Genomic DNA, 14637 nt, shown 5'->3' with positions numbered 1-14637 from the left:
CTGCACCCGTGAGGGTGATCATCGTCCTGGCACTGCTGCTGGTCTGCGGCGCCTCCGGACCGCACGAGCGGTCGGCGGCGATCCGCTGGCTGCCGGTGTGGCAGGCCGTGCCGACGCTCTCCACCTCCGTGCCGGACCAGAGCGTGCGCTCGACGGTCGACCTCGGCGCGGGCGGCACGTCCGTCCGCGTCCGCCTGTCGAACCTGATGGGCGTCACGCCGGTCCGCGTCGAGCAGGTCACCGTCACGGCGAACGGCGAGTCGCGGCAGCTGACGTTCGGCCGCTCCCGAAACGTCACGATCAGGCCACGCGACGAGGTCTACAGCGACGCCGTGCGGTTGACGGTGACCACCAGACTGCAGATCAGCACGTACACACCGGCCGGCACGCCGTGTCAGGCCCGCGCACATCGCATGATCACGTCGGTGCGGTCGTACGTCTGCCTCGTCTCGGCGGTCGAGGTCGCGGGCTTCACGGCTCCTGGCGCGGCGGTGATGTTGGGTGACTCGATCACCGAGGGCGAGCGGGAGGACACCTGGCCGTCGCTGGTCGAGAGCGACCACGCCATCCTGAACGCCGGCATCAGCGGCAACGGCGTGGTGCACGGCAACGCCCCGATGATCACCCGTCTCCACCGGGACGTCCTCTACAGCGCCGAGGTCCGCAAGGTCGTGCTGCTGGGCGGCATCAACGACATCCAGGACGACGTCAGCGCGGAGAGCGTCATCGCGGGCATCCGCACCATCCAGCTGCGGTGCCGCAACGAGGGCGTGCAGCTGCTCGTCAGCACGCTGACGCCGTGGCGCGGCTGGGTGAACTGGACCGAGGAACGCGAACGGCAGCGTCGGCGGACGAACGACTGGATCCGCGCCACCTTCCCCGACGCGATCGACTTCGACGCCGCCCTGCGCGACCCCGCCGACCCGCTCAGACTGCGTCCGGAGTTCGACTCCGGTGATCACCTGCATCCGAACGGCGCCGCATTCGGTGCGATGGCTCGCCTCGTGCGGGTGTGACGAGCTGCCGGTCCGGCGCGTCGGCCAGGACTCCGGCCAGCGGGTCCTCGTCGCCCGCCGTGCGGACGAGGTCGCGCTCCGGGTGGTAGATCTCCTTGAGGATCAACACGCACAGCCCGATGACGGCCGCGTCGCGCAGCAGCACGGCGCCGAGGAACCAGTCGATCGGCAGGCCCTTGTTGTCGATGCCCAGGTAGAAGTACATCCGCGGCACCCACACCAGCGCGTCGACCGCCATCCACGCCAGCAGCACCTTCCAGCGCGGCAACGCGAGCACGGCCAGCGGAACCAGCCACAGCGAGTACTGCGGGCTCCACACCTTGTTCGTCAGCAGGAACGCCGCCACGACCAGGAACCCGAGCTGCGCGACCCTGGGCCTCGTCGGCGCGCTCAGCGCCACGTAGGCGATTCCGGCGCAGCAGACGAGGAACAGCACCGAGCTGACCGTGTTGAGGACCGTCGGCGCCTGCCCCTGTTGCAGCCCGGGGTCGAAGCCCTGCCACCCCGTCCACTGCACCAGCACGTTGTAGAGCGTGTCCGGGTCGGCGTTGCGCTCGGTGTTGAGACGGAAGAACTCCTTCCACCCCGTGTGCGAGGCCGGGTTCAACGCGATCGGCGCGTTGACGAGTGCCCACGCCCCGATGGCCGACGCGGTGGTGGTGAGGCCCGCTTTCAGCCGGTCGGAACGCCAGCACAGCAACAGCAGCGGGCCGAGCAGGAACAACGGGTAGAGCTTCGCCGCGCCACCGAGGCCCAGCAGCACACCGGCGAGCACGGGCTTCCTCCGCGCCCACGCCAGCAGGCCCGCCGTGGCGAACGCCGTCGCGATGGTGTCGAAGTTCGTGAACGCGTGGACGATGACCAACGGCGACACCGCGGCGATCGCGGCGTCCCACATCCGTCGCCTGGCGATGCGCGCAACGGAGAACACTGTCACGAGCCACGCCACGGCGAGCCAGAACGCCGTGACGTTGAAGTACACGATGACCGTCATCGGCAGACCGGGCACCAACGCCACGAGGCCCTGCGCCACCCGCGCGTTGAGCCACTGGAAGAGACCCGTGACGACGGGGTACTCCATGTACCGGATGTGCTCGGTCGGCTTGCCCTCGTCGTCCTTCCACGACGTGATGTACGGGAAGGAGCCGCGCTGGTCGAGCCGCTCCGCGGTGTAGAGCGGCACGGTGTCGGAGTAGCAGAGCGCGGTGAACTGCCTGCTCCCTCGCCAGTCCAGCTGGACCTGGCCCTTGTCGTCGACGTACTGCTGGATGCACGGCGACTTCTGCACCCAGCCCGCCAGCAACGTCAGCACGGCGAGCAGCAGGATCACCCGCAGTGCCGTCCAGAAGTAGTTCCTGCCGACCTGTGCGTGTTCGCCGAGCGGACCGCCGAACGGTCTGCTCAGGGTTCGGGCGAGCGACTCTGTCCAGGTGGGGGCGACACGCTCGGAGTGGGTGAGCGAGTCGGTGTCCTCGGCGGGAAGCTCGGCAGGGCTGCTGGGCACGTCGCGGATGTTACGGCCAACACCGTTTCGTCGTGGTCAACATCCCTGGACAAAGCAAAAGGCCTGGTGCGTTGCGCACCAGGCCCTCAGCTACTGGGGGCGGACGATCAGCCTCCGGGAGGCTTGACACCGTCACCAGGTCCGGGCTTCGTCGAGGTCGGCTTCGGCTCGGTGGTCGGGCACAGGAGGCCACGGCAGGGCTCATCCGGATCCGTGGTCCTGGTCGGGGTCGACCTGCTCGGTTCCGTCGGCGAGCTCGGCGTGTTGGACGGGCTCGACGACGGCGCGACCGACTTCTTCGGCGGCTCGAACTGGTTGAGCGGCGCGGCCTTCGGGAACTTCTCCATCTGCGTTCCCGCGAGCGCCTTGGTCATGAACGTCTGCCAGATCTTGCCGGGCAGACCGGCACCGGAGATGTTGGTCCCCGACTTGTCCATGATCGGCTGGCTGCCCTCGTCCCGGCCGATCCACACGGCAGCGGAGATCGACGGCGTGTAGCCCACCATCCAGGCCTTGGAGTTCAGACCGACCCTGCCGCCCGGTGCCACCTTCGGGTCGAGTTCGTGCGTACCGGTCTTGCCGGCGCACTCCCGGTTCTGCGCACAGGGGATCGACGAGCGCCTCGGGATCTCCTTCAGCACCTCGGTGACGTTGTCGGCGATTTGCTGGCTCTTCTGCTGGTCCGGGTCGAACGCCGAGAGCGGCTTGTCCACGTGCTGGTAGAGCATGGTGCCGTCCGGGCCGGTGATCTTCACGATGAAGAACGGCTGCCGGTAGACACCACGTGCGGCGAACGTCGCGTACGCCGACGCCATGTCGAACGGCCGGACGCGTGCCTGGTCACCACCGATCGCGATACCGGCGTTCGGGGTTCCGCCGTTCTCGCCGACCAGGAGCTTGCGCACGCCCTGGCCGTCGTTGAGGTTGACCTCGTTCGGGATGCCCGCCTGGTGCGCGGCCTCGACGGTCGGCCTGATGCCGACGTCGTTGAGGACCATGTCGTAGAACACGGTGTTCAACGAAAGGATCATCGCTTCCTTGACCGGACAGTCCTTCTGGCAGTTCGGCGCGGCGGTGGCGTTGCGGACCGTGACCTTCTCAGTCCCGTTGCCGAACTGGCGCGGCGACGAGCCGTCGTAGGTCGTGCCGATGCCCTTGCCGTGCTGCAGCGCCGCGACCAGGTCGAACGGCTTGAACGACGAGCCCGGCTCCTGGAGCGTGCCCTTCGCGTAGTCGTAGCTGCCGCGGCCGCCGCGGCCGCCCCAGTAGGCGCGCACGGCGCCCGTGGCCGGGTCGATGGCCGTCAGCGACGTCTTCAACGCCTCCGGCTGACCGCCCTTGACGAGGACCTCGTCGACGGCCTCCTCGGCCGCGGTCTGCATCTTCGGGTCGATCGACGTCTGGATGGTGACGCCTGTCTTCTGCGCCTGCTCGAACGAGACGCCGGTCTGCTCGGCCTCCAGCGCTTCCTGGATCTGGTCGACGATCAGGCCGCGGGGGCCGTCGAGCGACTTCGGCTGGGTCTCGGCGAACGGCAGCGGCGCAGGGTACTTCCGCGAGTCGAAGTCCTCCTGGCTGATCCAGTTCTTCTCGCGCATCTGCTTCATCACGAAGTCCCAGCGCTTGGCCGAGTACTCCTTGTCCTCGGACCACGAGGGCGTCTGGATCATGCCCGCGATCAACGCCGCCTCGGACGGCGTGAGGTCCTTCATGTCCTTCTTGTAGTAGACCTGCGCGGCGGTCTTGAACCCGTTCGCGCCGCGACCGAAGTACACCGTGTTGAGGTAGGCGGTGAGGATCGTGTTGTGGTCCGACTCGTTGCTCATCTTGAAGGCCTTGACGACCTCGGTGAACTTACGGGTCAGCGTGGCTTCCTCGTTGCCGGTCGCCTTCTTGATGTACTGCTGCGTCAGCCCGGAACCACCACTGCTGCCGCCGCTCACCTGGATCCAGACGGCGCGCAGGATGGCCTTGGCGTCGAAGCCGGGGTTGTCGTAGAAGTTCGCGTCCTCCGCCGCGAGTACCGCGTGCTTGACGTTGTCGGGAATCTCCTCGTACGTCAGCATGCTCCGGTTCTCACCGGCCGCTGTGATCTTGGTCATCTCGCTGCCGTCGGCGTACTGCAGCGTGATCGTCTTGTTCTGGGTGGCGGCGACGTCTTCCGGCTTCGGCCAGTCGACGAGCGGGTACGCGACCGCGACCGCGATCACCGGGCCGAGGATCATCAGGCCGAGCGCGACGAACGCGGCGATGCGGACACGCTTCCAGATCTTCTTCTTGCGCAGACGACGCTCCTCCTCTTCGGTGAGCTCCGGCTCGTCGTCGTAGTACTCGTCCTCCTCGTCGACAGCGCCGGCGAGGAGGAACTCGTCCTCCGGTTCGCGGTGGGTCAGGAGGTCGGGCTCGCGCTGCGGCGGCCGGTTGACCGGCGGCAGCTGGGTGGTCCGCTCCTCACCGGGACGCGGGGGCACACCGGGACGGCCGGGACCGCCCTGAGGGGCTCCAGGACCGCCTGGGCGACGGGCGCCGGGCGGCGGCGGTGCCACGGGCATGCCACCGGGAGGTGTGGGAGGCCGGCCGCCGGGACCGCCCTGAGCGGGCTGCGGACGGCCTGGGCCGCCCTGGGGAGCTCCCTGGGGCGCGCCTGGTCCGTTCGGGCGGCGTGGGGGCTGCTGCTGTGGGAATCCACCGGGTGGCGTGCCACCCTGGGGAGGGCGCGCGAAACCGCCGGGCGGGGTGCCCGGTCGTGGCTGATTCGGGACATCGCGTCTCGTGCCACCGCCGTCCGGGTCGTCCCCGGTCGGCCATTGTGGCTCGCCTCCGCGCTGCCGGTCATCATGCTGGTCGTTCACGTGAAAAGGCCTCCCAGACCGGCGTGCGTCAGCACGCGGTTCGGTGGTCGTACTTCATTCGGAGCAGTGTCACCTGTGGGTCATTCCGCCGCGGTCCTCCTGCGAGGCTTTTCCAGCCCACGCTTCCCCAGGACGTATGACTGCACCAGGTGGTTCCAACTGCACGTGCGACAGACTTCAACGACGTACACGGTGAACTCGTCGAAGAGGGTAGCCATCTTCACCAGTTCTTCAGGTGTGCGCGCCGAACCGGTCGCGTGCTTGAGCTCGTCACCGTAGACCCACGAGACGTTCGTGAGCGGTTCCTTCCGGCACACCGGGCATGGCACTTCCGTCGCCGTTCCGTGGAACTTCGCAGCTCGCAGCAGGTACGGGGACGCGTCGCAGACCTCCATGGTGCCCGTGCGGCCAGAGTAGACCTCCGCCAGCAGCGCACGCCGCTGCAGCGAGTAGTCCACCACCTGCCGTTGGGTCAACACGTGACCAGAGTACGTGCCGCCGCTTCGCAGATGATGGGCCGTTCAGGGCAGCGCGTTCGGGCGCGATATGACGGTGTGCCACATCCCACAGTTGAGAGGGGCGATCGATGTATCGCGGCGATATAATCACCTCACCTATCGGTGCAGGTGCGAGGAGGTGACTCGTGTTCGAGTTCGCGCTGCTCGGCCTGCTGCACGAGGCGCCCATGCACGGCTACGAGCTGCGCAAGCGCTTGCACGACCTGCTCGGAGCGTTTCGCGCGTTCTCCTACGGATCGCTGTACCCAACATTGCGGCGACTCCAACGTGCGGGCCTGATCGTGGAGGAGGGGCCGGAGGAATCGGCTCTTTCTTGGGGACGTCGGGCTCGCAAGGTCTACAAGCTGACCCCGGAGGGGAAGGAGCGGTTCGCCGAACTCCTCGCCGACGCGGGCCCGCAGACCTGGGACGACGACTCGTTCGGAGTCCACCTGGCGTTCTTCTCCCGCACGCCTGCCGACGTCAGGATCCGCATCCTGGAAGGTCGGCGGCGGTGTGTCGAGGAACGCAGGGAGGGGCTCCGCGAGCGGCTCACACGCACGGGTGAGCAGATCGACCGCTACACCCGTGAGCTGCACAGGCAGGGCCTGGAAAGCACCGAGCGCGAAGTGCGGTGGCTCAACGAGCTCATCGCGCACGAACAGTCCGAGCAGGACGAGTAGTACTCATCGTTGATCAAGGAGGACTCGGCAATGGGCGGAAACCGCCGCACCGTTCGAGTGGCCATCGTCGGGGTTGGCAACTGCGCGGCGTCGCTGGTGCAGGGCGTCCACTACTACAAGGACGCTGACCCGAGCACCCGCGTGCCCGGCCTGATGCACGTGCAGTTCGGTGACTACCACGTGCGTGATGTCGAGTTCGTGGCGGCGTTCGACGTCGACGCCAAGAAGGTCGGCGTCGACCTGGCAGAGGCCATCGTGGCCAGCGAGAACAACACGATCAAGATCGCGGACGTGCCGCCGCTCGGCGTTGTCGTGCAGCGCGGTCACACCCTCGACGGCCTCGGCCGCTTCTACCGGGAGACGATCGAGGAGTCCGACTTCGAGCCGGTCGACGTCGTGCAGGCGCTGCGCGACGCCGAGGTCGACGTGCTCGTGTCGTACCTGCCGGTGGGCTCCGAGGAGGCAGACCGCTTCTACGCCCAGTGCGCCATCGACGCCGGTGTGGCGTTCGTCAACGCGCTGCCGGTCTTCATCGCGTCGGACCCGGAGTGGGCCGAGAAGTTCCGCGCGGCCGGCGTGCCGATCGTCGGTGACGACATCAAGTCCCAGGTCGGCGCCACCATCACGCACCGCGTGCTGGCCAAGCTCTTCGAGGACCGCGGCGTCCAGCTCGACCGCACCATGCAGCTGAACGTCGGCGGCAACATGGACTTCCTGAACATGAAGGAAATGGAGCGCCTGGAGTCCAAGAAGGTCTCCAAGACCCAGTCCGTGACGTCGCAGCTGAGCCGCGACATCGGCAAGGACAACGTCCACATCGGCCCGTCGGACTACGTGGCGTGGCTCGACGACCGCAAGTGGGCCTACGTGCGCCTGGAAGGCCGCGCGTTCGGCGACGTGCCGCTGAACCTCGAGTACAAGCTCGAGGTGTGGGACTCCCCGAACTCGGCGGGCATCATCATCGACGCCGTCCGCGCGGCGAAGATCGCCCTGGACCGCGGCATCGGCGGCCCGATCCTCTCGGCGTCGTCCTACTTCATGAAGTCCCCGCCTGTGCAGTACTCGGACCCCGAGGCCCACGCGGCCGTCGAGGCGTTCATCCGCGGCGAGGAGTGACGTCGTGGGGGCCGCCCCGCGCGGCCCCCACTTCTCTCAGCGCTTCGAGAGCCGCAGCTTCTGCCAGCTGCCGTCCGCGGTCCACCCACCGTCCACGGGCAACGCCACACCGTTGATGTACCGAGCGTTGTCGCTTGCCAGGAACCTGACGGCCTGCGCGATGTCGTCCGGGCCGGCGAACCGCGCCATGGGCACGTGGTTCGTGATGTCCTCGTCGACGTAATAGCCGCCGGCCTGCGACTCGACGTCCATCTCGGTCTTCACCCAGCCGGGACACACGGCGTTGACCCTGATCCCGCGGCCACCCCACTCCACGGCCAGCGTCCGGGTCAGCCCCACGAGTCCGTGCTTCGTGGTGTTGTAAGCGGCCCGGTCCGCCACACCCTGCAGCCCGGCGACGCTCGCGATGTTGATGACGCACCCGCTCCGCTGGTCGAGCATGATCTTGCCCAGCGCCTGCGTGAGCAGGAACGGCCCGGTCAGGTTGACCGCCATGATCCGCTCCCACTGCTCGAGCGTGGTGTCCTCGAACGGCACGATGCCGGCGATCCCCGCGTTGTTGACCAGCACGTCCACCCGCCCGTGGGTGGTCATGACGTGCTCGGCCAGCCGCTGCACGTCCGCGGCACTGGCGACGTTGCCGACGATCCCGTCCTTGCTCTCCCGCAGGTCGAACCCGACGACGGCGAATCCGTCCTCGCGCAGCACGTCCGCGATCCGCAGCCCCATGCCCTGCGCCGTGCCGGTGACCACAGCAACTCGTTGCGTCATGAGCGCGAGGCTAGGGACAGTTCACCCCAACCGGGAGACACCACCCCCGGTTCTGATGCTCAGCACAAGCCTTGCTGACAGAGGCAGCTCGCTCCCCGCGCACTCGCGTGCCTGCTGCCGACGACGGCGACGCCGAACTGGTCTGCGGGATCGAGAAAACCCTGCAGGTCAAGAAAGGCGGCCGCTGGTGGACCATGAGCAACTGGATCGGGTACTGCTCGTCGAGCACAGTGACCAGGTTGATCCCCTCGCCTGCCCAGGACTCGATCTCCTTCTCCGCCAGCGCGGAGCGGCCTCCTCCACGGCGTTGGTGACGTCGGCCCAGCCGCGCCCGTTGTCGTGGAGTGCGAGCAGCAGCGCCGCCTGTTCACGGTGGTTCACCACGGGCACATCCTGTCGAACACAGGTTCGACTCGCTGGGCTGAATCGCTCGAAAGTGGGCGAGTCCAGTCGGAAATGCCGTGATCAACGCTAGCGTCGCGCGGTGCGCACACTGCTGGTCGCTCTGCCAGGTCTGGTCCTCGCCGGCATCGGCCTGACCCACCCGCACCACCTGGACGCGGCCACCGCCCAGTGGTGGCAGAACATGCACATCATCCTGGCGGTGATCTTCCCGCTCCTCGGTGCCGCGCAATGGGTTCTGCTCGCGGACAGCCCGAAGTACGTCCGCTATCCCGCCCGCGTCGCCGCGTTCGGCTTCGTCGTCTACTACGGCGCGCTCGACGCGTTGGCCGGTATCGGCGGCGGCGCGATGACCATCGCGAACAACGGTCGCAGTGACGCGGACGCGCCGATTTTCAAGATCGGCAACCAGCTCGGCTACGTCGGTTCGTGGTCCTTTTTCGTCGCCAGCATCGTGATCGCCGTGTGCGCGTTGCTCAAGCGCAAGCTCAAGGCCATCCCGGGAGCGGTCTTCCTGCTGGTCGGCAGTTATCTGTTCCTCGACAGCCACATCTACTGGCCGAAGGGCGTCATCGCCTGTACCTGCATCGCGATCGGCATGGCCGCGATCAGTTACGTCAGCGCGCCCGGCAGGTCGGCGATCGAGGACAGCACGTGAACCTGAGCCAGCACGTCCTCGGCGGGCGGGAAGTGCGGGTTCGGCACCGCGAGCACGGTCATTCCCGCCGCCAGGGCAGCTCGAAGCCCGTTCGTGGAGTCCTCGACGGCGTAACAGGAAGCGGCGGCAACCCCAAGGCGTGCGGCCGCCAGCAGGTAGACGTCCGGTGAGGGCTTGCCGGACGCGCACTCCTCCGACGACACCGCGACGGGCACGGGCAATCCGGTCACGTCCAGGAACACCTTGATCAGCACGGCCGGTGCCGACGACGCGATCGCGACCGGAAACCGTTCAGCCACCGCACGAACCGCGTCCACGGCGCCGGGAATCACCGGCAGGTGCGAGGCGTACGCCTTCTCCATCTCGGCGATCACACCGGCGGACGCCTCGGCGGGCGTGAGCCGGACACCGACGGACGACACCAGGTAGGCGCCCCACTCCGGCGTCGACATGCCCTGCATCGCCCGTGTCGCCTCGGCAGTCCAAGTACCGCCGTGGCGAGCGGCGAAGGACTGGCGCACCTCGTCCCACACCTGCTCGGAGTCGATCAGCACGCCGTCGAGGTCGAAGATCACCGCTTCCACCCCAGCACCGTACCTTGTGACGTGAGATACTTCGCTATGCTAACCAAAGAAGCGCTCTGGCCGCGACGTTCGTGAGCCGCCTGGCGGACACAAGGGACGTTCCGCCCGAAGCTGTCCTCGCGGGTGAACAACTTGTGGGTTAACAAAGCATGAATGGCCGCCTACGGTCAGTTGCGGTTCCCGCACCGACCGTAGGAGGCCTCCACCATGATCCCACTGCCGCTTGTCAACCACAGGGTCGGCAGAGCAGCGGTGACTTGCGAGTACCGCTGCGGTGACGCGTGCTTCCACGACGTCCCCAACACCTCGGACAACCCCTACTTCGGTGACCTCGTCAGCCGCCGCACCGCGCTCAAGGCCGGTGCCGTCGTCGCGGCCGCCGCCACCGTCGCGGTCCCGGCGACCGCTGCCGCCGCACCCGAGTCCCACGGCCGCCCACCCAGGGGACTCGACTTCAAGCCCGTCGAGGTCAACACCAAGGACGAGGTCGTCATCCCCGAGGGGTACGAGCAGGGCGTCGTGATCCGCTGGGGCGACCCGCTCTTCCCCGGTGTGCCCGAGTTCGACTTCGACCACCAGACCGCCGCGAAGCAGGAGAAGCAGTTCGGCTTCAACTGCGACTTCGCCGCGATCCTGCCGCTGGATCCGCTGGAACTGACCGGGATCATGGTCACCAACCACGAGTACACCAGCGAGAAGTTCATGTTCCGCGGCTACGACGCGAACAACCCCACCGAGGAGCAGGTGAAGATCGCCTGGGCCGCGCACGGCCTCTCGGTGTTCATGATCAAGCGCTCGCTGTTCTCCGGGCACTACCGGCCGCGGTTCAGCAGGTACAACCGCCGGATCACCCTCAACACGCCGTTCGAGGTGCGCGGTCCGGCCGCGGGCAGCGACCTGCTCAAGACCTCTGTGGACCCCACCGGTACCAAGGTCTTCGGCACGATCAACAACTGCTCCGGCGGCGTCACGCCGTGGGGCACGATCCTGTCCGGCGAGGAGAACTTCAACCAGTACTTCGCCAACGCCGCCGGCCGCAACGACCCCCGGCTCACCCGCTACGGCGTCACCGGCACCGCGACCACGCGCAAGTGGGAACGCTTCGACAAGCGCTGGGACCTCGCGCAGGAACCCAACGAGGTCAACAGGTTCGGCTGGATCATCGAGCTCGACCCCAACGACCCGGACTCCACCCCGGTCAAGCACACGCACCTCGGCCGCTTCAAGCACGAGACCGCGAACGTCCGCATCGCCGACGACGGCAGGGTGGTCGCGTACTCCGGTGACGACGAGCGGTTCGAGTACATCTACAAGTTCATCTCGAACGGCAAGGTCAAGCACGGCAACAGCAAGGCGGCGCGCCGCCACAACATGACGCTGCTCGACGACGGCACGCTCTACGTCGCGAAGTTCAAGGGCGACAGCCCGGCGTCCGAGATCGACGGCACCGGAAAGCTGCCCAGCGACGGCAAGTTCGACGGCACCGGCGAGTGGATCCCGTTGGCAGCGGGCAAGAAGTCGTTCGTGCCGGGCATGACCGCCGAAGAGGTCTACGTCTTCACGCGCATCGCCGCCGACAAGGTCGGTGCGACCAAAATGGACCGCCCAGAGGACATCCAGTGCCACCCGCGCACCGGCGTCGTCTACTGCGCGCTCACCAACAACGTCGAACGCGGTGTCACGGCGGGCAAGGAAGGCCCGACCGAGCCGAACCCCAGGATCAACAACCGGCACGGCCAGGTGCTGGAGCTGACCGAACGCAGGGGTGACGCGCTCGCGTTGACGTTCAGCTGGGACCTGTTCCTGGTGTGCGGCTTCCCCAGGGACCCCGACACCTACTTCGGCGGCTACGACAAGTCACAGGTCAGCCCGATCTCAAGCCCGGACAACGTGGCGTTCGACCGCCACGGCAACCTGTGGATCTCCACCGACGCCGACGGCAAGCTCGACGGGCTGAACGACGGCCTCTACGGCGTGCCGCTGGAGGGCCCGGAACGCGGTCACCTGAAGCTGTTCCTCACGGTGCCGAAGGGCGGTGAGACGTGCGGTCCGGTGATCGGCGAACGGGTCATCACGGTCTGCGTGCAGCACCCCGGCGAGGTAGATGGGGCAAGTGCGGACAAACCGGCTTCTCATTGGCCGGACGGAGGCAGTTCGCAACCTCGGCCGTCGGTCGTCGCGGTGTGGCGCAAGGGCCGTCGTCAACTCGGTGAAATCGGTTGATCACAGGGCGTGCCCCGGTCGTTCGGATGCAGCACGAGTTCGCCTGCCGTTCATCCTGTGGACGGCTGGCGATCTAGTTCGGCTCTTAGGTTCGGCCAGTTCCCACACTGACCGATCTCGGAGGCCTGCGTGTCCTCACCCACCGATCGGGGCCGCCGCCTGCTGCCCCTGCTCCCGACGAACCACCCACTCGGGCGTCAGGCCGTCACCTGCGAGTTCCGCTGTGGCAACGCGTGTTCGCACGAGGCGCCCAACTCGTCGGCCAACGCGTACTTCGGCGACGTCGTCAAGGAGGTCGTGAGCCGCCGCGGCATGCTGAAGGCCGGTGCGGTCGTCGCGGCCGCCGGCGCCGGCGCGCTCGCGTTCGCCGGTGCGGCCACCGCCGCGCCCGCGAACGCCGACCTCGATCTCGACCTGGACCTGAAGTTCGGCCACGACCGCGACGGGCTCAACTTCGAAGCGGTGCAGCCCAACACCCTCGACTCGATCGTGGTGCCGAAGGGCTACCAGCAGGACGTCGTCATCCGCTGGGGCGACCCCGTCACCCACGACGCGCCGGCGTTCGACTTCGACGCGCAGACGCCTGAGGCGCAGGCGAAGCAGTTCGGCTTCAACAACGACTTCTGCGGCCTCGTCCCGCTGCCGGGCTGGGACCGCTACCTCATGGTGAGCAACCACGAGTACACGTCCGAGAACTACATGTTCAAGGACTGGGCCGCGGACAAGGTGACCGAGCGCCACGTCAAGATCGCGTGGGCCGCGCACGGCCTGTCGGTCGTCCAGGTCGAGCGCGACCACCGCACCGGCAAGCTCGTGGTGTCCAAGGACAAGAAGAAGTACAACCGCCGGATCACGCTGACCACGCCGTTCGAGGTGACCGGTCCGGCCGCCGGCTCGAAGTACCTCAAGACGTCGGTGGACCCGACCGGCAAGAAGGTGCTGGGCACGCAGAACAACTGCTCCGGAGGCGTCACGCCGTGGGGCACGATCCTGTCCGGCGAGGAGAACTTCAACCAGTACTTCGCGAACGCGGACCTGGTCACCGACGCCGACACCAAGGCCAAGCTGAGCCGCTACGGCTTCTCCGGCAAGGCGTCGCTGCGCAAGTGGGAGAACTACGACAAGCGCTTCGACCTGTCGAAGGAGCCCAACGAGGCCAACCGCTTCGGCTGGATCGTCGAGATCGACCCGCACGACCCGACCTCGACGCCGGTCAAGCACACCGCGCTCGGCCGCTTCAAGCACGAGGGCGCGAACGTCATCATCGCCAAGGACGGCCGTGCCGTCGCGTACATGGGTGACGACGAGCGCTTCGACTACATGTACAAGTTCGTCTCCGACGAGCGGTACATCCCCGGCGAGTCGAAGCGGGCGCGGGAGCACAACAAGCGCCTGCTCGACAAGGGCACGCTGTATGTCGCCAAGTTCACCGGTGACAGCCCGGTCTCGGAGATCGACGGCACCGGCAAGCTGCCCTCGGACGGCGAGTTCGACGGTTCCGGTCAGTGGATTCCGCTGGCCGCCGGCGACAAGTCGTTCGTCCCCGGTTTCACCGCCGAGGAGGTCTACGTCTTCACGCGCCTGGCCGCCGACAAGGTGGGCGCCACGAAGATGGACCGTCCCGAGGACGTCGAGCCGTCGAAGCACAACCGCCGCATCTACGCCGCGCTGACGAACAACACCGACCGCGGTGTGAAGCCCGGCAAGGAGGGCCCCACCGAGGTCGCGCCGCGCATCAACAACAAGCACGGCCACATCCTCGAGATCGAGGAGCGCCGCAGCGACAACACGGCGACCACGTTCTCGTGGAAGCTGCTGCTGGTCTGCGGTGACCCGAAGGACCCCGGCACCTACTTCGGCGGGTACGACAAGTCCCAGGTCAGCCCGATCTCCTGCCCGGACAACGTCGCGTTCGACTCACGCGGCAACCTGTGGATCGCCACTGACGGCAACGCCCTGAAGTCCAACGACGGCCTGTTCGCGGTGCCGGTCGAGGGCAAGCGCCGTGGTTACGTGAAGCAGTTCCTCACCGTTCCCAACGGTGCCGAGACGTGCGGCCCGGTCATCACCGACGACTTCGTCCTGGTGTCCGTGCAGCACCCCGGCGAGGCCGACGGTGCTTCGGCCAACAACCCGGTGTCGCACTGGCCGGACGGTGGCACCTCGCAGCCGCGCCCCGCCGTCGCGGTGGTGTGGCGCAAGGACCGCGGCCACATCTGCGGCTGACCGTGCTCGCCCGCTCACTCCGCGAAGTCGTTTGAACCGGTGCAGCCATCAGGCCGTATTCCCCTGATGGCTGCACCGCGGACAACGAAGACACGTCGCACTGTC

General features: G+C 67.5%; 11 protein-coding genes. 6 read left to right on the top strand and 5 right to left on the bottom strand.

What is annotated here, in order from left to right; translation table 11 throughout:
• Positions 1-8 precede the first annotated feature (8 nt).
• Positions 9-1016 (top strand): GDSL-type esterase/lipase family protein, encoded by a 1008-nt coding sequence (locus JOD27_RS46455; protein WP_204761235.1) that lies wholly within the window; start codon positions 9-11, stop codon positions 1014-1016.
• Here JOD27_RS46455 and JOD27_RS06445 read toward each other — a convergent pair.
• From JOD27_RS06445 to JOD27_RS06435, 3 genes are all read right to left on the bottom strand, one after another.
• Positions 928-2520: a glycosyltransferase family 87 protein gene (locus JOD27_RS06445; protein ID WP_204761234.1), complete on the bottom strand. Its 1593-nt coding sequence runs from the start codon at positions 2518-2520 to the stop codon at positions 928-930. The genes JOD27_RS46455 and JOD27_RS06445 overlap by 89 nt on opposite strands.
• A gap of 107 nt (positions 2521-2627) precedes the next feature.
• Entirely contained in the window at positions 2628-5072 is a 2445-nt protein-coding gene (locus JOD27_RS06440; RefSeq protein WP_204761233.1) for a transglycosylase domain-containing protein, read from the bottom strand.
• 380 nt (positions 5073-5452) lie between these two features.
• Entirely contained in the window at positions 5453-5851 is a 399-nt protein-coding gene (locus tag JOD27_RS06435) for a DUF5318 domain-containing protein (protein WP_157985376.1), read from the bottom strand.
• Positions 5852-6015: 164 nt separating this feature from the next.
• Here JOD27_RS06435 and JOD27_RS06430 point away from each other — a divergent pair, with 164 nt between their 5' ends.
• On the top strand, positions 6016-6552 hold the full coding sequence (locus tag JOD27_RS06430) for a PadR family transcriptional regulator (RefSeq protein ID WP_204761232.1): 537 nt from the start codon (positions 6016-6018) through the stop codon (positions 6550-6552).
• Positions 6553-6582: 30 nt separating this feature from the next.
• Positions 6583-7668, top strand: a complete 1086-nt coding sequence (locus JOD27_RS06425; RefSeq protein ID WP_204761231.1) for an inositol-3-phosphate synthase — start codon at positions 6583-6585, stop codon at positions 7666-7668.
• A 36-nt stretch (positions 7669-7704) separates the two neighbouring features.
• Here the strand turns inward: JOD27_RS06425 and JOD27_RS06420 are convergent, their stop codons facing one another.
• Positions 7705-8439, bottom strand: a complete 735-nt coding sequence (locus JOD27_RS06420) for an SDR family NAD(P)-dependent oxidoreductase (protein ID WP_204761230.1) — start codon at positions 8437-8439, stop codon at positions 7705-7707.
• A 484-nt stretch (positions 8440-8923) separates the two neighbouring features.
• Here JOD27_RS06420 and JOD27_RS06415 point away from each other — a divergent pair, with 484 nt between their 5' ends.
• The gene (locus JOD27_RS06415) at positions 8924-9499 is read left to right on the top strand and encodes a hypothetical protein (protein WP_204761229.1); all 576 of its coding nucleotides are present in this window, start codon (positions 8924-8926) and stop codon (positions 9497-9499) included.
• Here JOD27_RS06415 and JOD27_RS06410 read toward each other — a convergent pair.
• Positions 9454-10083: an HAD family hydrolase gene (locus tag JOD27_RS06410; protein ID WP_204761228.1), complete on the bottom strand. Its 630-nt coding sequence runs from the start codon at positions 10081-10083 to the stop codon at positions 9454-9456. The genes JOD27_RS06415 and JOD27_RS06410 overlap by 46 nt on opposite strands.
• Before the next feature lie 207 nt (positions 10084-10290).
• Between JOD27_RS06410 and JOD27_RS06405 the strand changes: the two genes are divergently transcribed.
• On the top strand, positions 10291-12306 hold the full coding sequence (locus JOD27_RS06405) for a PhoX family protein (protein ID WP_204761227.1): 2016 nt from the start codon (positions 10291-10293) through the stop codon (positions 12304-12306).
• Between the two features lie 129 nt (positions 12307-12435).
• The gene (locus tag JOD27_RS06400) at positions 12436-14532 is read left to right on the top strand and encodes a PhoX family protein (protein WP_204761226.1); all 2097 of its coding nucleotides are present in this window, start codon (positions 12436-12438) and stop codon (positions 14530-14532) included.
• Positions 14533-14637: the final 105 nt, after the last annotated feature.

It is taken from the genome of Lentzea nigeriaca (genome assembly GCF_016907955.1).
In the GTDB taxonomy this organism is placed as follows: domain Bacteria; phylum Actinomycetota; class Actinomycetes; order Mycobacteriales; family Pseudonocardiaceae; genus Lentzea; species Lentzea nigeriaca.
This window is presented reverse-complemented; position numbering and strand designations above follow the sequence as displayed.